Raw genomic sequence first — 24,037 nt, forward strand, 5'->3', positions numbered from 1 at the left:
CCATCATGCACGACGCTGCGCTCCGTCGCCGTGGACGAGCAGGTCGAGAGCCTCGGCGACGTGCAGATCGCTACGGTCTTTTGCTGGTATCCACCGCTGCAGCACGGCGGCGTCCTGCTGTCACAGCCAGCCGACACGGGCGGCCGCAACCGGCTCGTCGGGGGCCGGGGCCAATTCCCCGTCGCGCACCCCGTCGAGCATCCGCTGCACAGCGCGCAGGATCTCCGGTGCCTGCGCAGCGAGCCCGCTCTTGTCGGCGTCGGCGACCGCATCGGCGGGTACGCTCGCGCGAGCCAGCAACGCAGCCGGATCGGCCAGCTGGTCAGCCAGCCAGGACAGCGGATCAGCCGACAGCTCGGGATCGAAATGCCGGGGTCCGGGTTCCCAGCCGTCGAAGCGGGGATGGTGGTGGGCTCGGTCGAGTGTGCCGGCCGGGCTGTCGGTAGACCCGAAAAGATCCACCCGCCATACCGGGCGGGTGAAGCTTATGGGAATACCGGCATATATCGATCCCTGCGGCTGGGATCGGTCCACAAGGCGAAGTTCTACTCTGACTCCCCGTTCCGGGGACTCCTGACCGGCCAGCGGGACCGGGTCGAGGAAATACATGTCGGCGACGACGACGCCGAGGGTTTCGAATCCGAACGCGACAAGCATCTGAGTCCTTCGACGTTGTGCAGCAGAGCGATCATCCCAGGTTAGCGCTCAACGCCGGGGCGCAGAGCCCGGCTCGGGAAACCCGAGAACTTTCCGAATCGCTGTATTATGAGATGTGCTGCAGCAGAGCACGATTGAGATGAGTCAACGGCCCGGCGTCCGGACGATGGCGAACGAATGCCCGGGCAGTTCGGTGGACACGTCGCCGACGACGGGCGCATCCCAGGCCAGCACCAGCTCGCCGGCGACCGGGACCCGCGCCGCGGTGGGCCCGAGGTTGCAGGCGATGGCCAACCGGCCGCGGCGCATCACGATCCAGTGGCGGTCCTCGTCGTAGTCGACCTGCAGGTCGGTGAGCCACGGATCGGTCAGGTCGGGTTCGCGGCGCCGCAGCGTGATCAGGTCTCGGTAGATCCGAAGCAGCCGCGCGTGCTCGCCGACGGAGAGTTCGGCCCAGTCCAGCTTGGAGCGATAAAAGGTTTGTGGGTCCTGCGGGTCGGGTATGTCGTCGGGGTTCCAGCCGTGCTCGGCGAACTCGTTCTTTCGTCCCTCGGCGATGGCGCGGGCCAGGTGGGGTTCCGGATGCGAGCTGAAAAACTGGAACGGAGTCGATGCACCCCACTCCTCACCCATGAAAAGCATTGCCGTATAGGGCGATCCAAGTACCAGCGCAGCTTTGACGGCGAGCTGGCCGCAGCTCAGGTTCTGTGACGGGCGGTCACCGGCGGCCCGGTTACCGACCTGGTCGTGAGTGCAGGTGTAGGCCAGCAGCCGGGTCGCCGGGATCTGTGCCGTGTCCAGCGGTCGGCCGTGGCGGCGGTGCCGAAACGACGAGTACGTGCCGGCGTGAAAAAAGCCGTGGCGCAGTGTGTGGGCGAGAGTGGCCAGCGATCCGAAGTCGGCGTAGTAGCCGTGGCGTTCACCGGACACCGCGGCGTGCACAGCGTGGTGGATATCGTCGTCCCACTGTGCGGTGAGCCCGTAACCGCCTATGGAATCGCCCGCGCCGCGGGGGGTGATCAGCCGCGGGTCGTTCAGGTCGCTCTCGGCGATCAACGATAATGGGCGGCCGAGTTGCTTCGCGAGCGAATCGGTTGCGGCCGAGAGCTCTTCGAGCAGGTGGATCGCGGTGGTGTCTACCAGCGCATGCACGGCGTCCAGCCGCAGCCCGTCGGCGTGGAAGTCGCGCATCCAGCGCAGCGCGCACTCGATGATATAGCGGCGGACTTCGTCGGAGTCGGCACCGGCGATGTTGAGGGCTTCCCCCCACGGGTTACTCGCCGACGACAGATAGGGGCCGAACCGCGGCAGGTAGTTGCCCGAGGGTCCCAGGTGGTTGAACACGGCGTCGATGAGCACACCAAGCCCGCGGCGATGGCACGCATCGACGAACCGCACCAGCCCGTCCGGGCCTCCGTAGGGTTCGTGCACCGCGTACCACAACACCCCGTCGTAACCCCAGCCGTGCGTGCCGGAAAACGCGTTGACCGGCATCAGCTCGACGAAATCGACGCCGAGTTCGACCAGGTAGTCCAGCTTTGTGATGGCCGAGTCGAACGTTCCCGCGGCGGTGAACGTGCCGGTGTGCAGCTCATAGATCAGCGCACCTTCCACCGACCGGCCGGCCCAGTCGCCGTCGGTCCAGGTCACGTCGGCCGCATTCCAGCGCTGGGAGCGGCCATGCACGCCGTCGGGCTGGCGGGGCGAGCGCGGATCGGGCAGGACGGCCGGATCGTCGTCGAGCAGATACCCGTAGCGAGCGTCCGGTGCGGCGTCGACGGTGGCACGCCACCAGCCGTCCGCCGATCGTGTCATCGGGTAGTGGTTTCCGGCGACGTCAAGGCGCACGCGGGCGGGTGTGGGAGCCCAGACTTCGAACCGGTGCATCATGAGCGTTCCAGCAGAGCCACCGGCAGCTCGGCGAACAACTCTGCGACCGGAAGGGCTCCGCCGACCACGGCGCCGGTCAGCGTGTCGGTCCAGCGTCCGGCCGGCAGCGGCAGCGCGGTGTCGCCCCAGCCGGTGTCGGACAACCGCACCGTCCAGCGGGTGACGGCCACCAGCACGTCGTCGGCGCGCCGGAACGCCACGACGTGATCGGCGCCGGTACCGGTGGCCAAGACCGGGTGATAGCCGCCGCGCAGGAAGCTATCCGGTCGGGTGCGCCGCAGCCGCAGGGCTCTGGCGACCACCCGGATCTTTCGGTGGTCCAAGGATTGCAGGGCCTGTCGTCGCGCGAGGTAATCCACCGGCCGCCGGTTGTCGGGGTCGACCAGGCTGTCGTCCCAGAGCTCGGTGCCCTGATACACGTCGGGTATCCCGGGAACGGTCAGCGCGAGCAGCTTTTGGCCCAGTGCGTCGCTTTCGGCGTGCGGTGCGAGCGCCATGACCAGGTCGGTAAGCTCGCGGGCGGCCGGGCCGTCCAGCACGGCGTCCAGCCAGCCGTGCACAGAGTCCTCGAATTCGGTGTTCGGGTCGATCCAGCTGGTGCACCGGCCCGCTTCCCGGATTGCCTTCTCGGTGTAGGAGTGCAATCGGTCACGCAGTCGGCGGCTCACTTCGCCGCTTACCGGCCAGACCCCGAAGATGTTTTGCCACAGGAACAGTCCGGTCCAAAGATCGGGACAGGGCGTAGTGGCCTCGCAGCGGGCGACGAAGTCGGCCCACCGCGAGGGAACCTGGGAAAGCACCCCGATGCGGGCACGGACGTCTTCGCTGCGCTTGGTGTCGTGGGTGGACAGCGTCGTCATCGTCTGCGGCCACAGGCTGGCGCGGGCATCGGCTTTGGCGTGGAATTCTGCGGCGCCCACACCGAACCGTTGCGGGTCGCCACCTACCTCGTTGAGCGACACCAGCCGGGCGTCGCGGTAGAACAGGCAGTCTTCGACCGATTTGGCCATCACCGCGCCGCACAGCTGTTGCAGCCGCACGGCCGGCTCGCCGCCGCCGGCAAGTGCGGCGGCAACGATCTGCAGCGGCGGACCTAATTCGGGCGCAGCCGACTGGGCTTGCGCCAGGGCAGTCGGCAGCGTTGCCGCCAGTCCGCGGTAGTCGCAGCGGTATACGCCGAGGTGGCCGATCACCGCGGCCACGGCCTCGGGCAGCAGCCGATGGTCGGCGCCCGTCGCGGCGACGATGGCACGCCGCAGCCGGGCCAACTCGCTGGCCAGCGTGTCGGTGGCGACGACGGTTTTCAGCTCGCGCACCAATGCGGGCAGGCCCCGGTAGTCGACGCCGGCAGATTCGAACAGCCTCGTCAGGGCCGGCGCTCCCGTCGGGTCGACGAAGAGCCCGCCGATCTCGCGAAGCACGTCGTACCCAGTGGTGCCGGCGACCGGCAGCGTGGGCTCCAGGGCCTCGTCGACCGCGAGGATCTTCTCGATGACGATCCACACGTCGGGTCCCAGCAGCTCCCGCAGCCACGCCAAATATCCTGCGGGGTCCGATAATCCGTCAGGGTGGTCGACGCGCACGCCGTCGACGAGCCCCTCGGCGCACCAGCGGGCCACCTCGGCATGCCAGGCATCGAACACCGCGCGGTCCTCCTGGCGCAGTGCGGCAAGCGAGGTGATCGAGAAAAATCGGCGATAGCCGCAGCGTCCGTTCTTCCAGCCGACCAGCCGGTAGTGTTGGCGGTCGTGGACCTCGGGGCCGGTGCCCGCGCCGGTGCCCGGTGCAATCGGAAATGCCATGTCGCCCAGTCGCAGCAGCTCGCCGTCTACGATCAGGTCGGTGACGTCGTCGTCGGAACCCAAGCAAGGCAAAACGATTCGGCCGCCGTCGAGTTCCCAGTCGATATCGAAGAATCCGGCGTAAGGCGACGACCGGCCGTTTCGCAGCACGTCCCACCACCAGGAGTTTTGCCGAGGCTGGCCGATCCCGACATGGTTGGGCACGATGTCGACGATCAGGCCCATCCCGCGCGCTTTTGCCGCTGCCGACAGCCGGGCCAAACCGTCGGCACCGCCGAGTTCGGGTGACACCCTGGTCGGATCGGCGACGTCGTAGCCATGTTCCGAGCCGCGCATTGCGGTGGTGATCGGGGACAAGTACACATGCGACACCCCGAGGCCGTCGAGGTAGTCGAGGATGTTCTCAGCGTCGGCAAAGGTGAACGCGAATCCGCTCGACGCGCCTCTGAGCTGCAACCGGTAGGTAGCGGTTACCGGGAAAACCATGTTTTACAGCGTCTTACGCAATACAAGCAACGATCGCGGCGGCAGCGAAACCTTTCCTCCGTCGTTGATGACCAGATCCACCGCGCCGGTGGGATCGGTGGTGTCCAATACCGCCGTCCACTCCCGCGCATAGTCGTTGTGCGGCATGCTGAAGTCAACCACGTGGTCGTGGGCGTTGAAGCACAGCAAGAACGAGTCGTCGACCACCCGCTCGCCGCGGCGGTCGGGTTCGGGAATCGCCTCGCCGTTGAGAAACACCGCGATGCTCTTACCGAAGTCGCTGTCCCAGTCCTGCAATGTCATTTCGTCGCCGGCCGGCGTCAGCCAAGCGATGTCACGGATTTCCCCGCCCGTGCGGATCGGCTGACCTGCAAAGAAGCGTCGTCGGCGAAATACCGGGTGATCGGTGCGCAACTTGGTCACCCGGCGGGTGAAAGTCAACAGGTCGGCGTTCTTGTCGACCAGCGACCAGTCCATCCAGGACAGCTCGGAATCCTGGCAGTAGACGTTGTTGTTGCCCTGCTGGGTGCGACCCATCTCGTCGCCGTGCGAGATCATCGGTGTTCCCTGGGACAGCATCAAGGTGGCGATGATGTTGCGCATCTGGCGGGCACGCAGGGCCAGGATTTCCGGGTCGTCGGTGGGGCCTTCGACTCCGCAGTTCCACGACCGGTTGTAGTTTTCGCCGTCGTTGTTGTCCTCGCCGTTGGCTTCGTTGTGTTTTTCGTTGTAGGACACCAGGTCATTGAGTGTGAAGCCGTCGTGAGCGGTCACGAAGTTGATACTGGCACTGGGCCGGCGTCCGGTCGCTTCGTAGAGGTCGCTCGACCCGGTCAGCCGAGAAGCGAACTCGCCCAGTGTTGCGGGCTCGCCCCGCCAGTAGTCACGCACCGTGTCGCGGTACTTGCCGTTCCACTCGGTCCACAAACCGGGGAAGTTGCCCACCTGGTAACCGCCTTCGCCGACATCCCACGGTTCGGCGATGAGCTTGACTTGGCTGATCACCGGATCCTGCTGCACGAGATCGAAGAAGGCGCTGAGCCGGTCGACGTCATAGAATTCGCGGGCTAGGGTCGAGGCCAAGTCGAAACGGAATCCGTCGACATGCATCTCGGTCACCCAGTAGCGCAGCGAGTCCATGATCAGCTGCAGCGTATGCGGGTGGCGGGCGTTGAGGCTGTTGCCGGTCCCGGTGAAATCCTTGTAGAACCGCAGATCGTCGTCTTCGAGCCGGTAGTAGGCGACATTGTCGATACCACGGAAGTTGATGGTCGGTCCCAGATGGTTGCCTTCCGCGGTGTGGTTGTAGACCACGTCGAGGATCACCTCGATGCCTTCCTCATGGAAGGTGCGGACCATCGTCTTGAACTCCGCGACGCTGGCCTGCCGATTGGCCGCGTACTGGTTGTGCGGCGCGAAGAACCCGAAGGTGTTGTAGCCCCAATAATTTCGAAGTCCCAATTCCAGCAGGCGCTTGTCGTGCAGGAATTGATGCACGGGCATCAGTTCGATCGCGGTGACGTTCAACGATTTGAGGTGATCGATGACCACCGGGTGAGCCAGTCCGGCGTAGGTGCCGCGCAGTTCCGGTGGAATGCCGGGGTGAGTCTGGGTCATGCCTTTGACATGAGCCTCGTAGATGATCGTCTCGTGGTAGGGCGTGCGCGGCGCGCGGTCGGAGGCCCAGTCGAAGAAAGGGTTGATCACCACACTGGTCATGGTGTGTCCGAGTGAGTCGATCATCGGGGGAGTGCCGGTCGCCGACGGATCCGCGGCGGCGACGGCCATGTCATAGGAGAACAGCGCCTGGCTGAAATCGAACTCGCCGTGGAATGCTTTGCCGTACGGGTCTAAAAGCAGTTTGCTGGGATCGCATCGGTGTCCGGACGGGGGGTCGAACGGGCCGTGCACCCGAAAGCCGTACCGCTGCCCAGGGGTAACGCCCGGCAGGTAGGCATGCCAGACGTACCCGTCGACCTCATCGAGGGTGATGCGGGTTTCGGAATCGTCGTCATCGATCAGGCAGAGCTCAACCTTGTCGGCGATCTCGGAGAAGACCGCGAAATTCGTTCCTCCGCCGTCGTAGGTGGCACCGAGCGGGTAATTGCTGCCCGGCCAGACGGTGGGCAAGACGGGCCCCGGTCCGCCGCTGACGGACGCGTCGGACTGCGCCGCTGACGGGTTCGATGCCATACACCTATCCTTGTCTCGGGCCCGAGGTCGATCGACCCGGCGTCGACGCGAGCCGGTGGCCGCCGGAGCATCGTCGCGGTGGTGCGATCACCACCAGCCGGTAGCGGCGGCGATCTGCCGGCCCAGCTCGTTGGTCATGGTACGCATGTAGGTGGCCGACAGGTGGTGAGCGTCGTGGTAGATCAGCACATTTCCCTCCACCGCGCGGCAGATGTCGGGGCGGCACACCGCGTCGCTCATGTCCAGCGGTTTGAGCAGCGGGAACTGCTCGACGAAGTCGAGAGTCGGGTTGCGGTCGGAGAGCACCACGGAGCGCTTGATGCCGCACGACTGCGCGTTGCCGCCCTTGGCCAGGCAGTCGGCCGGCTCGAATGGGTTTCCGTCTTTGACCAGCCACGGCGTGTCACGCATCGCCAGCACCGGAATGTTGTGGTCGGAGAATGTCTGCCAAATCCCGACATAGCTGGCCGGCATCACGTCGCCGGGTTTGATGTTCCACGGCCGAGTCGAGGTGGTGAATACGTAGTCGGGGTGGTCGGCGATCAACTTGGCCATGGTGTGGTCCACCCACTGGCGGCATTGGGGATAGGGGGCGTTGTTGCCCATGATGAGCGGGGTTTCCTCGGTCGACAGCGGACAGCCCATTTTGAGGTAGGTCACCACCTTGAAGTGGTGCATGCGACCCAGCAGGTCCAGAGCGGTGAGCCAGTGTTCGGCGTGTGACCCCCCGGCCAGCGCGATGGTGCGGGCGGCCTTTTGATCACCGTACGTGCAGTTGATCAGCGTGGTGTTGGTGAAGTCGCTGATACAGCCGTCCTTGGTCGATGCGGGCAGATCCTTGTGGGCCTCCAGGACGGTGGGCCGCATCCGCAGTTTGGGTACCCGCACGTGTTTGACCAGCGCCCGGGCACCGGGGTAATCGCGCAAGCTGAGTCCGCTGAGTTCCTTGCCGCCGGCGCGCTGCACGGTCACGTGCTCGCGCCAGGTGAACGACGTCGCGGTGAGCGTCACGCCCAGCAGGGCCACCACCGACCCCAGCACGATGGTCGGGCGGCGCAGCCGGTTCCGCCACGGGATGTTCGGCCCCGGGTGCGCCGGGGTGCGATACCGCAGCGGATCTTCGACCAGGCGCATGGTCAGGTAGGCCAGTACAGCGGAGAGCAGCAACACCGCGGCGCCTTCGATTAAGTTGGCGTGCCGGTGGCCGGTGTAGGACAGCCAGAAGATCAGCAGAGGCCAGTGCCACAGGTAGAGCGAGTACGCCATCGCGCCCAGGGTCACCAGTGGGGCGGCGGCCAGGATCCGATTGGGCAGCGGTATCCGGTCACAGGTGCCGGGGTGGGCTTGCCGGTTGGCTCCGGCGAGAATGAACAGCACGGTCGCCCCGACGGGGACCAGGGCCCAGGGCCCGGGGAATTCGCGGACCCCGTTGATCAGCGCTCCGCACGAGAGGATCGCCGCCAGTGCCACGGTCCCGACCGCCGTGCGCAGCCAGATCGGCCAGCAGATGTAGGGCACGAGCGCGCCGGCCAGCGCCCCCGCCAGGAGTTCCCAGCCGCGTGCGAAGCTGTTGTAGTAGGCGGTCGCCTGGTTGCTCTGGTGCGCGATGATCGCGTAGCCGAACGACGCCACGGTCAGCGCACCGAGCAGCACCACGAAAACCGTCCGCAAGCGGTGGCCGAAACGGTGTCGACCCAGGTACGCCACGCCGACGACCAGCACCAAAAACGCCAGATAGAACTGGCCTTGCACCGACATTGACCAGATGTGCTGCAGTGGGCTGACCGCTTCGCCGGCCCGCAAATAGTCGGCCACCGTGTGGGCGAGTTCCCAGTTCTGGTAGTAACCGAGGCTGGCCAGGCTCTGATTGGCGAACGTTTCCCACCGGGTCTGCGGCTGGATCACGACGGTCAGCACCGCGCAGGCGGCCAGCACCACCACCAGAGCCGGCAGCAGCCGGCGGATCAGCCGGGTCAGCTCGCGGACCAGCGACAGCGACGCCGCCGAGGTGGGCGCGGGCGTGAGGGCCGAGCGCAGCACCTTGCCGCCGAAGAAGAACCCCGACAACGCCAAGAACACGTCCACGCCGCCGGATACTCGACCGAACCACACGTGGAACATCGCCACCAGCGCGATGGCGATGCCGCGCAGGCCGTCAAGGTCGTGCCGGTAGAACCCCGCTTTCCGGTTTCCCGTCGCGGCGGGTGCAGGGTGTGCAACGGCAGCAGACGCCGGGCGGCTGGGCAACAGGGTCACCATGATTGATGACAATTTACCTAACCGCTCACCTCACCCGGCGGCCGCTTTCGGCGGCATGTCACCGCCGTCGCCCGGTCAGGATTCGATGATCCGGGTCAGGTACGGCGTCATGTTGGTGGTGCGTGCCGCGGAAACCGTGACAACGGGCTCGGTGGCCTCGATCATCTGGCCGTTTCCCAGATACAGTGCCACGCTTTGGCTGCCGCCGGGGCCGTAGCAGATCAGGTCGCCGCGACGGGCCTGCGCAGGCGGAACCTTGCGACCGACGTTGCACTGTTCGCCCGAGGTCCGGGGCATCTTGATCCCGGCACCGGCGAAGGCGTACTGAATCAGGCCCGAGGAGTCGAATCCGACGGTGCCGGGCACGGTGGCGGGCGAGGTCCCGGCGCCCGGATTGGCGCCGGTAGTGGGAGCAGGGAAGATGCCCGGGAGGACGCCGGCGCCGCCGGGCACGGGGGCCGGCAAGGTGCCGGCGCCCGGGGAGGAACTTTGCCTGATGCCATTGGTGGGTCCCGCGGCGTTGCCGCCGCCGTAGACGTACGGCATGCCTCGTTGCGACAGGGCACGTTGGATCACGATTTCGATGGGCTGCCCGTAACCCGAAGGCCACGGGTTCGGCACGGCGGCGGCGAGAGCGGGGCTGACCAGGGAGGCCGTCATCACCGCCAGGCCTGCTGCGACGGCGTAGCTGCTTCTCATGTGGTGTGCACCTCTCTAGAACGGGTGGCCTCCGCGCGGTGACTTCGCGCATCGGCCGTCGTCTCATGCCGGTTCACCGCAGCGGCTGATGCGGGACCCGCCTGCGTGGGGTCAGCGCCGCCGTCGGCACGCTCCGGGACCCGGCCGGTCGTCGACCGCTTAAATCACAACAGTCACTACAGTCACTTTGACAACAAACGCGCCCGGCGGCCAGCGGAGGGGCGGCCCGGGAGGCATTTTTTGTCGTACCGTGACCCGACGGTGACCGCACCCGGGCCGGGCGGTCAGTGCCAGTAGCGGTCGCTGAACGCGGTGATCACCCAGCCGGCGACGGCGCTGAGCAGGACGACGGCCACCGCCAGGATCGGCCAGAAGTACAGGTGCCAGCCCTTCACCAGGGACACGATCGGGCCGATGACGGCGGCGGCGACCCCGGCGCCGACACCGCCCCACACCACCGGGTAGATCCAGATATCGACCCCGAATGGCACCGGTGCACAGTCTTCCCCGGCGCACACGCCGGCGAGGAAGCCGAACAGCCGCGACGGCCAGTTGGTGGCCGTGACGACCACGACCAGCACCGTCAGGGTCGCGACGGTGCAGATCGCGTCCCAACCGGCCACCCGCACCCGCCTCCCCGGCAGGGACTGGGCGGCCTCGTCCGGGGACGAGGTGGAGGGGATCTGCGGCTGGGCCATGCCGGCAATCTTCCCGCAGGCCCGGCGCTTCTTCCACCGCTGGGCCCGCTCCGAGCGCGGGGTGGCCATGCCCTGATCGGCATCCAGGGCATCGAAGCTGTACTCACGGCTCTGCAGAAGGCGATTTCGTCGCCCTCACCGCAGGATGAAGCCTGCCTCGGTTCGGGGTGACGCTGCACGGCGTGGGCGAGGCCTGCTTTACCCTCGTTCGGTATGGCCTTCCCGGTGGCCGGGGCGACTCCCGGGCTGACGCCCGAGCAGATCAGCGCCATCGACGCCGCCCATCTCTGGCACCCCTACAGCACGATCGGCGCCGAGGTGATGCCGCCGCTGGTGGCCGTGGGGGCTCGCGGTGCCTGGTTGACGTTGATCCGCGACGGTACGCCGATCAGAGTCCTCGACGCGATGAGCTCGTGGTGGACCGCAATTCACGGGCATGGTCACCCGGTTCTCGACGCCGCCCTGACCGCGCAGCTGGCCACGATGAATCACGTCATGTTCGGGGGATTGACCCACGAGCCCGCTGCGCGGCTGGCGCAGCTGCTCGTCGAGATCACCCCGGCCGGGCTGGAAACGGTGTTCTTCAGCGACTCCGGATCGGTGTCGGTGGAGGTCGCGGTCAAGATGGCGCTGCAGTACTGGCGCAGCCGTGGACGGCCCGCCAAACGGCGGCTGATGACCTGGCGCGGCGGCTATCACGGTGACACGTTCACGCCGATGAGCATCTGCGACCCCGAGGGCGGCATGCACGAGCTGTGGGCCGCCGGGGAGTATTCGGTACTGGCCCCGCAGGTCTTCGCCCCGCGAGTGCCCCGCGACTACCACCCGGACTACAGCGCGGCGTTCGAGGCGCAGCTGGCCGAACACGCCGACGAGCTGGCCGCCGTCGTCGTCGAACCGGTCGTGCAGGGGGCCGGCGGCATGCGCTTCCACGATCCGCGCTATCTGCGCGATCTGCGCGAGATCTGCACCCGGCACCAGGTCTTGCTGGTATTCGACGAGATCGCCACCGGCTTCGGTCGCACCGGGGAACTGTTCGCGGCCGACCACGCCGGGGTGAGCCCGGACATCATGTGCGTCGGCAAGGCGCTCACCGGCGGCTACCTCGGCCTGGCAGCCACGTTGTGCACCGGCGATGTCGCGCACACGATCAGTTCCGGTCCGACCGGGGCACTCATGCACGGACCCACTTTCATGGCCAATCCGCTGGCTTGCGCGGTGTCGGTGGCCAGCGTCGAATTGCTGCTCGGGCAGGACTGGCGGTCGCGGATCGCCGAGATCGGCGCCGGGTTGGCCGCCGGGCTGACACCGGCACTGGACCTGCCCGCGGTCACCGACGTGCGGGTCTGCGGGGCGATCGGGGTCATCGAATGCGACCGGCCGGTCGATCTGGCCGTCGCCACCCCGGCGGCGCTGGACCGCGGGGTGTGGCTGCGGCCGTTCCGCAACCTGGTGTACGCCATGCCGCCGTTCATCTGCGGGCCAGACGAGATCGGGCAGATCACCGCGGCGCTCGTGGAGGTGGCGAGGCTCACCGGCTCCCGTGGGCTCTCTGATGGGCTCTCTTCTAGGCTCTAAGTCCATGAACGCTGTGTCGCGGGCACCGGTCGATGCGTCACCGCTGGCCTGGCTGGAAGCCGTCGAGCAGCGGCGCCGCCACGCCGGGCTGCGGCGCTCGCTGCGCCCGCGTGCGGCGGTGAGCACCGAACTGGATCTGGCGTCCAACGACTACCTGGGGCTTTCGCAGCACCCGGACGTCATCGACGGCGGCGTGCAGGCGCTGCGCACCTGGGGAGCCGGCGCCACCGGGTCGCGGCTGGTCACCGGCGACACCGAGCTGCACCAGGAATTCGAGGCAGCTCTCGCAGAATTTGCGGGCGCTGCAACGGCTTTGGTTTTTTCTTCCGGCTACGCCGCGAACCTGGGGGCGGTCGTGGGGTTGTCGGGTCCGGGCTCGCTGGTGGTGTCCGACGCCGGCGTGCACGCCTCGCTGGTCGACGCCTGCCGGCTGTCGCGGGCCCGGGTGGTGGTCGCCGGCCACCGCGACGTCGACGCCGTGGACGCTGCGCTGGCGGGTCGCGATGAGGAGCGCGCCGTGGTCGTCACCGAGTCGGTGTTTTCCACCGACGGCGTGCTGGCGCCGGTGCGACAGCTGCACGAGGTGTGCCGCCGGCACCGGGCGCTGCTGATCGTCGACGAAGCGCACGGGCTCGGAGTGCGTGGTGCCGGCGGCCAAGGCGTGCTGCACGAACTCGGCCTTGCCGGGGCGCCCGACGTGGTGATGACGACCACGCTGTCCAAGGCGCTGGGCAGCCAGGGCGGCGCGGTGCTGGGCCCGGCCCCGGTACGCGATCATCTGATCGACGCCGCCCGACCGTTTATTTTCGACACCGGGCTGGCGCCGGCCGCGGTGGGTGCCGCGCTGGCGGCGCTGCGCGTGGTGCGTGCCGAGCCGTGGCGACCGGAGGCGGTGCGCAGGCATGCGGGCCTGCTGGCCGAATTCTGCGGAGTGGCCGGGCAGCCGGAGGCCGCGGTGGTCCCGGTGATACTCGGCGACCCGGACGTGGCGGTGGCCGCCGCGGCCGCCTGCCTGAACGCCGGGGTGCGGGTGGGCTGCTTCCGGCCGCCGACGGTGCCGGAAGGCACCTCGCGGCTGCGGCTGACCGCGCGCGCCGGCCTGGACCACCACGATCTCGACCTGGCCCGTACGGTGCTGTCCGACGTGCTGGCGACGGCGCGCAGGGCCCGGCGGTGACGGTCCTGGTCGTCACCGCTACCGGGACGGGTGTGGGTAAAACCGTCGTCACCGCCGCACTGGCGCGCCACGCCCGGCAGGCCGGCATCGACGTCGCCGTCTGCAAACCGGTGCAGACCGGCACCGCCGACGGCGACGACGACCTCGCCGAGGTGGCCCGACTCGCGGGGGTCACCGAGCTGGCGGGGCTGGCACGCTACCCGCAGCCGCTGGCGCCGGCGGCCGCCGCTGAGGCGGCCGGGGCGGTCCTGCCGACGCGGCGTGACCTGACGGGGCTGATCCGTGAGCTGGACCGCCCGGGCCGGTTGACCCTGGTCGAAGGCGCGGGCGGGCTATTGGTCGAACTGGGCGCCGACGGTGTGACGCTGCGTGACCTCGCGCTGGACGTGAACGCTGCGGTGCTGGTGGTGACCACGGTGGAGCTGGGCACTCTCAACTACACCGCATTGACCTTGGAAGCCCTGGCCACGCAGGGACTTGCGTGTGCCGGACTGGTGATCGGCTGCTGGCCGGACCCGGCGCCGACGGTGGCAAGGTCCAACCGGTGCGCCCTGGCCCGGCTGGCGCCGCTGCGGGCCGTGGTGCCTACGGGGGCCGCCACGATGCCCGCGGCGGACTTCGCGGCGATGAGCGCGCGGGTGTTCGACCGCTCCTGGGTGGCGTCACTGGTCGGCTGATGGTCCAGTCGATCGAGTTGGTTTTCGACCGCGACACCGAGGCCGCGGTCCGGCGCATCTGGACCGACCTGGCCGCCGCCGGCATCCCCAGCCAGGCCCCGGCCAGCCGTCCGCACGTCAGTCTGGTGGTCGCCGGCGCGATCCGGGCCGACGTCGACCCGCTGCTGGAGTCGGTCTCGGCGCGGATGCCGTTGCCGTGTGTGATCGGAGCACCGCTGCTGTTCGGCCGGGCCAAGATCGTGCTGGCCCGGCTGGTGGTGCCAACCGCCGACCTGCTGGCGGTGCAGGCCGCGGCGTATCGGCTGTGCGGCGCGCATCTGCAGCCGCAGCCGATGCCCCATTGCCGGCCCGACCAGTGGACCCCGCATGTCACGCTGGCCCGCCGGGTCGGGACGGCCACGCTGGCACGGGCGGTGCGCATCGCCGCAAAACCCGCGCAGATCGACGGCCGTTTTGCGGCGCTGCGCCGCTGGGACGGCAACACCAAGACCGAGCATCTGCTTGGGTAAGGTTGGCCGGCCCAGCCCGCGGCGCCCTTGGCGCGCGCTCACCGACGACCCGAAGAGAGGTCCTGATGGACTGTCGCCTTCCGCGGATCCCACTTCCCTTGTTGCTGCCGAGCCAAAACGACGGTGTCGGGATTCGCCCACGAGGAGCGCCGGCGGCGCGCCCGCACCGTCAGCCCGTCGATCAGCAGCTGCAGACCCACGGCGAAATCGCGGTCCGGGTCGGCCGCCGGAGGGATTGCCGCCGCGCCGGCCGCATCCCACTGCAACCGGGCCTGCTCGTCGACGGTAAAGCCCAGCACGTAATACACGATCGTGCGGGCCGCCAGCACGGACTGCTCCGGATCGAGCCCGGCGTCGGTCGCGGCGGCGGTCAGCCGGGCCAGCATTTCCGCGGCGCTCGCTGACTGGCCGGCGGCGAAGCTGGCCGACACGAGCTCCGCCCCGTCGGTGTGCGACCGCAGCGCGTCACGCAGCCGAACACCGACCCGGATGATCCGGTCCGACCAGTGCCCCCCGTCCGGTTCTGCGCAGACCGGAGCCAGGATGCGGTCGGCGACGGCGCCGAGCAACTGCTGTTTGCTGGCGAAATGCCAGTACAGCGCCCCCGGCGAGACATCGAGCTCACGGGCCAGCCGCCGCATGGTCAGGTCGGCGATCCCGTGATTGTCCAGGATCGCGGTGGCCGCCTCGACGACCTCGCGCTTGTGCAACTGCACAGGGCTACCCTAACCTGAACGACGTTCAAGTCGGCAGCATGGAGAGGCGCGTGTGACTCAGCCGGTTCGAGAAGACGTCGATATCCTGGCCGTCGCCCGGCACCAGGTGGTCGAGCGAGGCGAGGGGCTCAGCCAGGACCAGGTACTGGCGGTGTTGCGGCTGCCCGACGACCGGCTCGAGGAGCTGCTGGGGCTGGCCCACGAAGTCCGGATGGCCTGGTGTGGGCCCCAAGTCGAGGTGGAAGGCATCATCAGCCTGAAAACCGGCGGCTGCCCGGAAGATTGCCACTTCTGCTCACAGTCGGGGCTGTTCGCCTCACCGGTACGCAGTGCCTGGCTCGACATTCCCAGTCTGGTGGAGGCGGCGAAGCAGACGGCCAAGACCGGCGCCACCGAATTCTGCATCGTGGCCGCGGTGCGCGGTCCCGACGAGCGGCTGTTGGCCCAGGTGGCCGCCGGCATCGAGGCGATCCGCAACGAGGTCGACATCCAGATCGCCTGCTCGCTGGGCATGTTGACCGCCGAGCAGGTGCAGCGGCTGGCCGCGATGGGTGTACACCGCTACAACCACAATCTGGAGACCGCGCGCTCGTTTTTCCCCAACGTCGTCACCACCCACACCTGGGAAGAACGCTGGCAGACGTTGCTGATGGTGCGCGACGCCGGCATGGAAGTGTGCTGCGGGGGCATCCTCGGCCTGGGCGAAACGGTGGAACAGCGTGCCGAATTCGCCGCGAACCTGGCCGAACTCGACCCCGATGAAGTGCCGCTGAACTTCCTCAACCCGCGACCGGGCACCCCGCTCGCGGATCAACAGGTGCTGCCGGCCGGCGAAGCGCTCAAGGCAGTGGCCGCGTTCCGGCTGGCCTTGCCTCGAACCCTGCTGCGCTTTGCCGGCGGCCGCGAGATCACGCTGGGCGATCTGGGTGCCAAACGCGGCATGCTGGGCGGGATCAACGCCGTGATCGTCGGCAACTACCTGACCACGCTGGGTCGTTCCGTGCAGGCCGACCTGCAGCTGCTCGACGAGTTGCAGATGCCGATCAAGGCGCTCAACGCCAGCCTGTAGAACTGGACGGTGATGGTTCGCGATCTGCCCGCCCCGATCGGGGCGGGTCGCTACAACGTCTACACCGGTGTCGACATCGGCGAGCCGGACAGCGCCGCGGTGCCGACGGCGGCCCGGCTGGGACTCGAGCCGCCCCGCTTTTGCGCCGCGTGCGGCCGCCGGATGGTGGTGCAGGTGCGGCCGGACGGCTGGTGGGCGCAATGTTCGCGACACGGGCGGGTGGACTCCGACGATCTGGAGGCACAGATCGCACCGTCGCCGGCCGATGTCGGCCGCACGTCGCGGCGCCGGGCCGTCGGCACTGTGGTGGCGGGTTTGCTGCTGACCGGTGTGCCGCTGGGCGCACTGTGGGCGTGGATGGCGCCCGCGGTCCACGGCGTGGTGGTCCTGACCCATCGCGGGGAGCGGGTGCAGGACTACCCGGGCGCCGAGTCCCAGCACTTCTTCGTCGCCGCGGTATTGCTGCTGGGACTGCTCAGCACGGTCGCCGTGGTCGCGGCGGCGCTGGTCTGGCAGTGGCGCGCGCACCGCGGGCCGGGCATGGTGGTCGCGCTGGGCCTCGGCGTGCTCGGTGCGGCCTCGGTCGCCGCGGCCGAGGGCGCGGTGCTGGTGCATCTTCACTACGGCACGGTGAACGTCGGGTCGGCACCGGTGACCCACGACCATCCGGTCTACTACTTCACCGAGGCGCCGCCGGTGTTTTTCGGTCACACCCCGCTGCAGATCGCCTGTACGTTGCTGGTGCCGGTGGCGAGCGCAGCGCTCGCCTACGCCGTGCCGGTCGCAACGACCGACCGCGACGATCTCGGCCACGGCGACCGAGTGCCCGGCCCGAAGCGGTCCGCCGGTGCGGTCATAGCGGACGCCGGTGCACCGCCCGTCCGGTGACGACCTTTGCCGCGATCACGGCCAGGCGCGCCATCCCCAGGTAGGTGAGCGGGTTGAACACCGTGGGCCAGGTGCTCCTGGTCAGGTGCTCGCGCAGGGGCCGGCGGGCGAACCGGTCCCGCAACCAGCGCAGCGTCATCGGAGCCGACAGCGGGTGCAGCAGCAGGTGCTCGTTGAACGCGTCACGGTGGTAGGTAACGGGGGTTCCGCCCGCCGCGTAGGCGTCCGCCAGCGCATCGATGTCCTCGACGGCAATGAGGTAGTCGTGCACGGCCTGGACGATCAACACCGGCGGCCCGGGCGCGGCGGTGCCCAGTCTGATGCTGTCGAAGACGTGCTCCACCTCCGGCATCGCCAGGATGTCGTCGAGTGGCCTGTCGAGATAGGTGCCGACGTCCTTGCGCGCCATCCGGATGACGGCGCCCACCGTGGTCATCCGCTCGGCCTTGTCCAGCAGGGCTCGTCCTGCTGAGTTGGCGTGCTCGTCGATCACCCGGTCCAGTTCGGGATAAATGTGCGCCAGCGCGGCGATGACCATGGTGGGCAAACCGGCCATCAGCGTGCCGTTGAGCCGGCGGAACGTGTGACCGAGGTCACCGACCGGTGATCCGAGCACGGCACCGACGATGTCCAACTCGGGTGCGTAGTCCGCGCAGACTTCGGCGGCCCAGGCGGTTGCCAGCCCGCCGCCGGAGTATCCCCACAGGGCCACGGGGTTCGATTCCCCCGGTACGGCCAAGCCCAGGCGTTGCGAATTCAACGCTGCCCGCACTCCGTCGAGGATGCAAAACCCGGGCTCATACGGTGCGCCCCAGAGTCCGTGCGGACCCTCGTGGTCGGGCACCGACACCGCCCATCCCTCGGCGAGGATCGCGTTGATCAGCAGAAACTCCAACTGCGCCAGCGAACCGAGGGCTTTGGCGTGCCGCCGCAGCGCATAGGACGGGAAACAGCGTGACGTCACCGCGTCGATTGCGCATTGATAGGACAGCACGGGGCGGGGTCGGTCCCCGGTGCTGTCGGCGGGGGCAATCACGGTGGTCACCGTCGCCTCGGGTGTGCCGCGCAAGCCGGTTGTGCGGTACAGCAGCTGGGTGGCCGTGACGGGCTGGGGTATCAGGCCCAGAAATGCCAGCTCGACGTCGCGTGAGCGCAGCACCGTTCCCGGCAGAGCGTGCTCGAAGCCGGGCGGCGGCTGGTAGAACGGATCCTCTGACGGCAGCACCGGCCGCGCATTGGGCACCAACTCCTCGTGCTGGGGTCGGCCGATCCACTCGGCACCGGTGGTCTTGGCGAGGCTGGCAATGTCCATCGGGGCATTGTGACTTAAGAGGGCGGTAAGAATCCAGTCGACGCGGTCGACCCTCAGCCCGAGCCGGGCGGGCGCAGCGCCGCGAACTCATCGGTGACCCGCAGTGTCGACTCGGTGAAACGGTACAGCGCCGCCGGGCGTCCGCCGCTGCGGCCGGATTGCGCGACGGTGCCGGTCTGGGTGATGACTTTGCGGCGGGTCAACACCCGCTGCAGGTTGGTCGCGTCGACCTGATATCCCAGTGCGGCGCTGTAGATGTCCCGCAGCGCGGAAACAGTGAATTCTTTGGGCGCCAAGGCAAATCCGATATTGGTATACGACATCTTGGCGGCCAGCCGAGTCCGGGCGTGGGAGACCATCGGACCGTGGTCGAAAGCCATGGTCGGCAGCGCGGTGACCGGATGCCAGCAGGTGTCCGACGGCAATGTGGGGGTCGCGGGGGAGGGCACCAGGCCCAGGAAGGTCGACGCGATGGTGCGGGTACCGGGTACCCGCGCGGGATCGGCGAACACCGCGAGCTGCTCCAGGTGGGCGAGTTCGCGGAGATCGACCTTCTCGGCCAGCTGCCGGCGCACCGACGCCGTCATGTCCTCGTCGTCGCGCAGTCGGCCGCCGGGCAGCGACCACGCACCGGCCTGCGGATCTCGCGCCCGCTGCCACAACAGCACGCTCAGGCTCGGTTTTGCGGTCCCGGTCGATGGTTGGGGCGAGCGAACCTGGAATACGACGGCGAGCACCTCGTGTGCGGTGCTACCATGGACCATGTTTTCGATTGTAAGTCGAAAACTTGTCCGGCGAAAGGAACGGTCATGACCGAAATCCTGAACCGCACGCGACCGCCGGCCGAGGACCCCACCGGGGATCGGGTCGATTCCGGCGTCGGCGACTCGGGCCGCGACGCCGACGAGCAGTGGGCGGCCGAGGTTCGCCGGCTGGCCGAGCTGCGGAACGCCACGATCCTGGCGCACAACTACCAATTGCCGGCGATCCAGGAGGTTGCCGATCATGTCGGTGACTCGCTGGCGCTGTCGCGGATCGCCGCCGAGGCGCCCCAGGACACCATCGTGTTCTGCGGTGTGCACTTCATGGCCGAGACCGCCAAAATCCTCAGCCCGGACAAGACCGTGCTGATCCCCGATCAGCGGGCCGGCTGCTCGCTGGCGGAATCGATCACTCCCGGCGAATTGCAGGCCTGGAAGGACGAGCACCCGGGCGCCGTTGTGGTCTCCTACGTCAACACCACCGCGGCGGTCAAGGCGCTCACCGATATCTGTTGCACCTCGGCGAACGCCGTCGACGTGGTGAACTCGATCGACCACGACCGCGAGGTGCTGTTCTGCCCGGACCAGTTCCTCGGGGCGCACGTGCGCCGGATGACCGGACGGCGAAACCTACAGGTGTGGGCCGGTGAATGCCACGTGCACGCCGGGATCAACGGCGATGAGCTCGCCGACCGGGCCCGCACTCACCCGGATGCCGAACTGTTCGTGCACCCCGAATGCGGATGCGCGACCTCGGCGCTGTATCTCGCCGGGGAAGGGGCCTTCCCCGGCGAGCGCGTGAAGATCTTGTCCACCGGCGGGATGCTCGATGCCGCTCGCACCACCCGTGCCCGAGAGGTGCTGGTGGCCACCGAGGTCGGCATGCTTTATCAGCTGCGCAACGCGGCCCCCGACGTCGACTTCCAGGCCGTCAACGACCGGGCGTCGTGTCGGTACATGAAGATGATCACGCCGGCGGCGCTGCTGCGGTGCCTGGTCGAGGGAACCGACGAGGTCCACGTCGATGCCGAGACGGCACGGCTGGCCCGGCGCAGCGTGCAACGGATGATCGCGATCGGCCGGCCGGGCGGGGGCGAATGATCACCCGCTCCCTCTGGCAGCGGCACGCCGACGTCGTCGTCATCGGCACTGGCGTCGCCGGCTTGGCCGCCGCGCTGGCCGCGCACCGCTGCGGTCGCAGCGTGGTCGTGCTGTCCAAGACCGACCGCCGGCCCGGCATGACTGCCACGCACTACGCCCAGGGCGGAATCGCGGTGGTGCTGCCGGATACCGACGACTCGGTGGAGGCTCATGTGGCCGACACCGTGGCCGCGGGTGCGGGTCTGTGCGATCCCGATGCGGTGGCCTCCATCGTCGCCGACGGCTACCGGGCGGTGACCGAATTAGTCAGCAGCGGTGCACGGTTCGACGAATCACCCTCGGGCCGATGGGCACTGACCCGGGAAGGTGGCCACTCCCGGCGGCGCATCGTGCATGCGGGGGGCGACGCGACCGGTGCCGAAGTGCAGCGTGCGCTCGACCGGGCAGCTGCCGCGCTGGACATTCGCACCCACCATGCCGCACTGCGCGTCCTGCACCACGAGGCACGAGAAGAGGGAGTGACCGGGGTGTTAGCGATCAGTCCCGAGGGGCCCGGCATTGTGCACGCCCCGGCGGTCATCCTGGCCACCGGCGGGCTGGGACACCTGTACGGCGCGACCACCAACCCGGCCGGCGCCACCGGCGACGGCATCGCACTGGCGCTGTGGGCCGGTGTGGCGGTCAGCGACATCGAATTCATCCAGTTCCACCCGACCATGCTGTTCGCCGCGGGGAGTGCCGAAACCGGCGGCCGGCGACCCCTGGTCACCGAGGCGATCCGCGGGGAGGGCGCTGTTCTGGTCGACGCGCAGGGTAATTCGATCACGACGGGTGTGCACCCGATGGGTGATCTGGCTCCGCGCGACGTGGTCGCCGCGGCGATCGACACGCGGCTGCGTGCTAGCGGAGACCGCTGCGTCTATCTCGACGCCCGCGGCATCGCCGACTTCGCTACCCGCTTCCCGACGGTCACCGCCGCATGCCGGGCCGCCGGCATCGACCCGGTCCGTCAACCGATTCCAGTGGTCCCGGGTGCGCACTACAGCTGCGGAGGCGTAGTCACCGACGTCAACGGGCAAACCGGGTTGCCGGGCCTCTACGCCGCCGGCGAGGTGGCCCGCACCGGGATGCACGGCGCCAACCGGCTGGCGTCCAACAGCTTGCTGGAGGGACTGGTCGTGGGGGGCCGGGCCGGACGAGCCGCGGCCAGCCACGCGGCGGCGACCGGGCCGGTGCGCGCGACAGCGCCGGAGCCGCTGTACGGGCCCGCGCTGCCCCGCACTGAACTGCACCGGGCGATGACGTGCGCCGCGTCGGTGGTCCGCGACGCCGCCGGGCTGCGGCGGCTGATCGACACGCTGGCTGCGGCTCCGTCCCGCCCGGTGGTGCATCGCGGAGACTTCGAAGACGTCGCGCTGACACTCACCGCCCGTGCGGTGGCCGCCGCCGCACTGGCCCGAACCGAGAGCCGCGGCTGCCATCACCGTGCCGACTACCCCGGTGCCGACCCGGGCCGGCCGCGCAGCAGCGTGGTTGCGCTGGTGGGAGCGGACGTTGAGAATGGCGGGGCAGTGCAGGTCGAGGAGCCGGCGGGAGTGTGCTGATGATCCTCTCCGACTGCGAGCTCGCCGAGGTCCGCACCACGATCCACCGCGCGCTCGACGAGGACCTTCGCTACGGGCCCGACATCACCACGCTGGCGACGGTCCCGGAGGGGACATCGGCAACCGCGGCGCTGGTGACCCGTGAGCCCGGGGTCATCGCCGGGGTCGACGTCGCGCTGCTGGTGCTCGACGAGGTGCTCGGCCCGGACGGGTACCGGGTGCTGGACCGGGTGGCGGACGGCGCCCGGCTGGAAACGGGGGCGGCGTTGCTGACGGTGGTGGCCCGCACGCGCGGCTTGTTGACCGCGGAGCGGACCATGCTCAACCTGGTCTGCCACCTGTCCGGGATTGCCACCGCGACAGCCGCCTGGGTCGACGCCGTGCGCGGCACCACGGCCAAAATCCGCGACACCCGCAAGACGTTGCCGGGCCTGCGGATGTTGCAGAAGTACGCGGTGCGCGTCGGCGGCGGCGTCAACCACCGGATGGGGCTCGGCGATGCGGCCCTGATCAAGGACAACCATGTGGTGGCTGCGGGATCGGTCGTCGGCGCATTGCGGGCGGTGCGGGCCGCCGCCCCGCACCTGCCGTGCGAGGTGGAGGTCGATTCACTCGAGCAGCTCGACGAGGTGCTGCCCGAGACGCCCGAATTGGTTCTGCTGGACAATTTTCCGATCTGGCAGACCCAGATCGCGGTGCAGCGGAGGGACGCCCGCGCGCCGACAGTCAAACTGGAGTCGTCCGGGGGGCTGTCGCTGGCCACCGCCGCCGACTACGCCTGCACCGGTGTCGACTATCTGGCGGTCGGTGCGCTCACTCATTCGGCTCAGGTGCTCGACATCGGCCTGGACATGCAGCCCGGTGCGCATTGCTGATCACCAGTGCGGCGGCGCGGCGCCGCGACCCAAACTCCAGGTGGACTGGCCCAGCCGGGGCTTGGTGGAGCTGTCCGGGGGCGACCGGAAGTCGGCTGCCAGCAGCGGTTCGGGATCGACCCCCTCGGTGAGGGTCTGGCAGGGAGCGTTGAAGTCGCATGCGGCACAGTGGGTCCCGGGGCTCGGATAGATTGTCGGCCAGCCGACCATGTCGAGGCATTCGGCGGCGATCAGCAGGCCCACCGAGGTGATCTCGTGACGGGTGCGGCGGATGCGGGTTCGCCGCAGCACGCCGGCGGTGCGCTGTTGGGTCCGGTTCCCGTCGTCGGCGCGTGCCGCCTGCGCCGTCACCCGACGGTGCTGCGGTGTCGAGCGGCCGCCGCCGCTCGGCTCATGCTGACCGACGGCCTTCGGCATCCGCGGAGTCTGGGGCCCGGCGGCGGGAAATTCGAGCGGTCCACCGATGCGTAGTTCGTTATGCAGGGTGCCGGCGATTTCGATGCCCAGGTAGTCCTGCTCGAACGCCCAGCAGGCGGCCAGCGCCTCCTCGTCGCGCAGCAGCGTCTCCAGGTCCTGCCACCCGTCGACGATGTGGTGGCGGACCACCCAGTAGTCGTCGGCCGCGTCGACCGCCAGCAGGTCGATCCGGCACGGATAGATCACCGGAGACCCGTCGTGGACGGTCAATCCGCGCCCGGGCTCCTCGGGATCCGGGACGATCGCGCTGACCTCGGTATTGACCTTGACCGGCGCAAAGTCGTCGATGCGACTGGCCCAGGCGTCGTAGCAGTCGATCAGCGCCGTCGCCCGATCGTGCAGGACGCTCGCACCCGCGTCGGCCAGGGACCGCGCCAACGCCTTGCGCACCAGCGGCTGGGTCACCTCGTGCGGCCAGTCCCAGGTTCCCGGGTAGTAATAGACGTCGAGCGCATCCCGCAGCGCCATGCCCAGCGCGGCTTCGGCGGCCGGTGGCGGGGCGGCCGGTTGCAGGTTACGTCGATGCGGCGACGCGAAGTCCCATTGGCGCCGGCAGCGTTTGAATCGGGCGCGGTCGTCGGCGGTGATCCGGTAGTCGACCATCTGCGT

The 24,037-nt window shown here is 68.8% G+C and carries 19 protein-coding genes and 2 pseudogenes; 10 read left to right on the forward strand and 11 right to left on the reverse strand.

Annotation, left to right across the window (positions count from 1 at the left end):
* Positions 1-120: 120 nt before the first annotated feature.
* The 7 genes from F6Q13_RS09750 to F6Q13_RS09780 all read right to left on the reverse strand — a co-directional run bounded on the left by F6Q13_RS09750 (position 121) and on the right by F6Q13_RS09780 (position 10,684).
* Positions 121-657 (reverse strand): hypothetical protein, encoded by a 537-nt coding sequence (locus F6Q13_RS09750; RefSeq protein WP_293055566.1) that lies wholly within the window; start codon positions 655-657, stop codon positions 121-123.
* Positions 658-801: 144 nt separating this feature from the next.
* Positions 802-2,544 carry a malto-oligosyltrehalose trehalohydrolase gene (gene treZ / locus F6Q13_RS09755; protein ID WP_293055618.1) on the reverse strand — a complete coding sequence of 581 codons (1,743 nt, stop codon included), beginning with the start codon at positions 2,542-2,544 and terminating at the stop codon, positions 802-804.
* Positions 2,544-4,835, reverse strand: a complete 2,292-nt coding sequence (gene treY / locus F6Q13_RS09760) for a malto-oligosyltrehalose synthase (RefSeq protein ID WP_293055569.1) — start codon at positions 4,833-4,835, stop codon at positions 2,544-2,546. Before treY ends, treZ begins: the two co-directional genes overlap by 1 nt.
* Before the next feature lie 3 nt (positions 4,836-4,838).
* Positions 4,839-7,028 (reverse strand): glycogen debranching protein GlgX, encoded by a 2,190-nt coding sequence (gene glgX, locus F6Q13_RS09765; RefSeq protein WP_293055572.1) that lies wholly within the window; start codon positions 7,026-7,028, stop codon positions 4,839-4,841.
* Between the two features lie 87 nt (positions 7,029-7,115).
* Positions 7,116-9,287 carry an acyltransferase family protein gene (locus tag F6Q13_RS09770; protein WP_293055575.1) on the reverse strand — a complete coding sequence of 724 codons (2,172 nt, stop codon included), beginning with the start codon at positions 9,285-9,287 and terminating at the stop codon, positions 7,116-7,118.
* Between the two features lie 75 nt (positions 9,288-9,362).
* On the reverse strand, positions 9,363-9,986 hold the full coding sequence (gene ripD / locus F6Q13_RS09775) for an NlpC/P60 family peptidoglycan-binding protein RipD (RefSeq protein ID WP_293055578.1): 624 nt from the start codon (positions 9,984-9,986) through the stop codon (positions 9,363-9,365).
* A gap of 284 nt (positions 9,987-10,270) precedes the next feature.
* On the reverse strand, positions 10,271-10,684 hold the full coding sequence (locus F6Q13_RS09780; RefSeq protein WP_293055621.1) for a hypothetical protein: 414 nt from the start codon (positions 10,682-10,684) through the stop codon (positions 10,271-10,273).
* 225 nt (positions 10,685-10,909) lie between these two features.
* Between F6Q13_RS09780 and F6Q13_RS09785 the strand changes: the two genes are divergently transcribed.
* The 4 genes from F6Q13_RS09785 to F6Q13_RS09800 are packed head-to-tail and all read left to right on the forward strand — an operon-like array spanning position 10,910 to position 14,625.
* Positions 10,910-12,262 carry an adenosylmethionine--8-amino-7-oxononanoate transaminase gene (locus F6Q13_RS09785; RefSeq protein ID WP_293055623.1) on the forward strand — a complete coding sequence of 451 codons (1,353 nt, stop codon included), beginning with the start codon at positions 10,910-10,912 and terminating at the stop codon, positions 12,260-12,262.
* Positions 12,263-12,266: 4 nt separating this feature from the next.
* The gene (locus tag F6Q13_RS09790; protein WP_293055580.1) at positions 12,267-13,439 is read left to right on the forward strand and encodes an 8-amino-7-oxononanoate synthase; all 1,173 of its coding nucleotides are present in this window, start codon (positions 12,267-12,269) and stop codon (positions 13,437-13,439) included.
* Positions 13,436-14,116 carry a dethiobiotin synthase gene (gene bioD, locus F6Q13_RS09795; protein ID WP_293055583.1) on the forward strand — a complete coding sequence of 227 codons (681 nt, stop codon included), beginning with the start codon at positions 13,436-13,438 and terminating at the stop codon, positions 14,114-14,116. Before F6Q13_RS09790 ends, bioD begins: the two co-directional genes overlap by 4 nt.
* On the forward strand, positions 14,116-14,625 hold the full coding sequence (locus F6Q13_RS09800; RefSeq protein WP_293055586.1) for a 2'-5' RNA ligase family protein: 510 nt from the start codon (positions 14,116-14,118) through the stop codon (positions 14,623-14,625). The genes bioD and F6Q13_RS09800 overlap by 1 nt, the downstream gene beginning before the upstream one ends.
* Before the next feature lie 158 nt (positions 14,626-14,783).
* Here F6Q13_RS09800 and F6Q13_RS09805 read toward each other — a convergent pair.
* A pseudogene (locus tag F6Q13_RS09805) lies at positions 14,784-15,341 on the reverse strand (TetR/AcrR family transcriptional regulator C-terminal domain-containing protein); the annotation flags it as partial.
* Between the two features lie 52 nt (positions 15,342-15,393).
* Between F6Q13_RS09805 and bioB the strand changes: the two are divergent.
* The 3 genes and pseudogenes from bioB to F6Q13_RS09820 all read left to right on the forward strand — a co-directional run bounded on the left by bioB (position 15,394) and on the right by F6Q13_RS09820 (position 17,298).
* Positions 15,394-16,410, forward strand: coding sequence for a biotin synthase BioB (gene bioB / locus F6Q13_RS09810; protein WP_293055589.1), 1,017 nt, complete (start codon positions 15,394-15,396; stop codon positions 16,408-16,410).
* Positions 16,411-16,422: 12 nt separating this feature from the next.
* Positions 16,423-16,647 (forward strand): annotated as a pseudogene (locus F6Q13_RS09815) (hypothetical protein); the annotation flags it as partial.
* 93 nt (positions 16,648-16,740) lie between these two features.
* A complete protein-coding gene (locus F6Q13_RS09820; protein WP_293055626.1) occupies positions 16,741-17,298 on the forward strand; it encodes a DUF2567 domain-containing protein in 558 nt (185 codons plus the stop codon).
* Here F6Q13_RS09820 and F6Q13_RS09825 read toward each other — a convergent pair.
* Together F6Q13_RS09825 and F6Q13_RS09830 are read right to left on the reverse strand one after the other, a co-directional pair.
* Positions 17,264-18,610 (reverse strand): lipase family protein, encoded by a 1,347-nt coding sequence (locus tag F6Q13_RS09825; protein WP_293055592.1) that lies wholly within the window; start codon positions 18,608-18,610, stop codon positions 17,264-17,266. The genes F6Q13_RS09820 and F6Q13_RS09825 overlap by 35 nt on opposite strands.
* Positions 18,611-18,663: 53 nt before the next feature.
* Positions 18,664-19,374: an NUDIX domain-containing protein gene (locus F6Q13_RS09830; protein ID WP_293055595.1), complete on the reverse strand. Its 711-nt coding sequence runs from the start codon at positions 19,372-19,374 to the stop codon at positions 18,664-18,666.
* A gap of 45 nt (positions 19,375-19,419) precedes the next feature.
* Between F6Q13_RS09830 and nadA the strand changes: the two genes are divergently transcribed.
* The 3 genes from nadA to nadC are packed head-to-tail and all read left to right on the forward strand — an operon-like array spanning position 19,420 to position 22,951.
* On the forward strand, positions 19,420-20,472 hold the full coding sequence (gene nadA, locus F6Q13_RS09835) for a quinolinate synthase NadA (RefSeq protein ID WP_293055598.1): 1,053 nt from the start codon (positions 19,420-19,422) through the stop codon (positions 20,470-20,472).
* A complete protein-coding gene (locus F6Q13_RS09840) occupies positions 20,469-22,076 on the forward strand; it encodes an L-aspartate oxidase (RefSeq protein ID WP_293055601.1) in 1,608 nt (535 codons plus the stop codon). The genes nadA and F6Q13_RS09840 overlap by 4 nt, the downstream gene beginning before the upstream one ends.
* On the forward strand, positions 22,076-22,951 hold the full coding sequence (nadC, locus tag F6Q13_RS09845) for a carboxylating nicotinate-nucleotide diphosphorylase (protein ID WP_293055604.1): 876 nt from the start codon (positions 22,076-22,078) through the stop codon (positions 22,949-22,951). Before F6Q13_RS09840 ends, nadC begins: the two co-directional genes overlap by 1 nt.
* Here nadC and F6Q13_RS09850 read toward each other — a convergent pair.
* The coding region (locus F6Q13_RS09850; RefSeq protein ID WP_293055607.1) for a hypothetical protein at positions 22,952-24,037 on the reverse strand (1,086 nt) is incomplete at its 5' end.

The sequence above is a fragment of the Mycobacterium sp. genome (genome assembly GCF_008709575.1).
GTDB lineage: Bacteria > Actinomycetota > Actinomycetes > Mycobacteriales > Mycobacteriaceae > Mycobacterium.

Excerpts from the sequence above, each read along its gene's own strand:
- F6Q13_RS09750 (WP_293055566.1), bottom strand. The coding sequence starts at position 657 with ATGCTTGTCGCGTTCGGATTCGAAACCCTCGGCGTCGTCGTCGCCGAC.
- treZ (WP_293055618.1), bottom strand. The coding sequence starts at position 2,544 with ATGCACCGGTTCGAAGTCTGGGCTCCCACACCCGCCCGCGTGCGCCTT.
- treY (WP_293055569.1), bottom strand. The coding sequence starts at position 4,835 with ATGGTTTTCCCGGTAACCGCTACCTACCGGTTGCAGCTCAGAGGCGCG.
- glgX (WP_293055572.1), bottom strand. The coding sequence starts at position 7,028 with ATGGCATCGAACCCGTCAGCGGCGCAGTCCGACGCGTCCGTCAGCGGC.
- F6Q13_RS09770 (WP_293055575.1), bottom strand. The coding sequence starts at position 9,287 with ATGGTGACCCTGTTGCCCAGCCGCCCGGCGTCTGCTGCCGTTGCACAC.
- ripD (WP_293055578.1), bottom strand. The coding sequence starts at position 9,986 with ATGAGAAGCAGCTACGCCGTCGCAGCAGGCCTGGCGGTGATGACGGCC.
- F6Q13_RS09780 (WP_293055621.1), bottom strand. The coding sequence starts at position 10,684 with ATGGCCCAGCCGCAGATCCCCTCCACCTCGTCCCCGGACGAGGCCGCC.
- F6Q13_RS09790 (WP_293055580.1), top strand. The coding sequence starts at position 12,267 with ATGAACGCTGTGTCGCGGGCACCGGTCGATGCGTCACCGCTGGCCTGG.
- F6Q13_RS09800 (WP_293055586.1), top strand. The coding sequence starts at position 14,116 with ATGGTCCAGTCGATCGAGTTGGTTTTCGACCGCGACACCGAGGCCGCG.
- F6Q13_RS09825 (WP_293055592.1), bottom strand. The coding sequence starts at position 18,610 with ATGGACATTGCCAGCCTCGCCAAGACCACCGGTGCCGAGTGGATCGGC.
- F6Q13_RS09830 (WP_293055595.1), bottom strand. The coding sequence starts at position 19,374 with ATGGTCCATGGTAGCACCGCACACGAGGTGCTCGCCGTCGTATTCCAG.
- nadA (WP_293055598.1), top strand. The coding sequence starts at position 19,420 with ATGACCGAAATCCTGAACCGCACGCGACCGCCGGCCGAGGACCCCACC.
- F6Q13_RS09840 (WP_293055601.1), top strand. The coding sequence starts at position 20,469 with ATGATCACCCGCTCCCTCTGGCAGCGGCACGCCGACGTCGTCGTCATC.
- nadC (WP_293055604.1), top strand. The coding sequence starts at position 22,076 with ATGATCCTCTCCGACTGCGAGCTCGCCGAGGTCCGCACCACGATCCAC.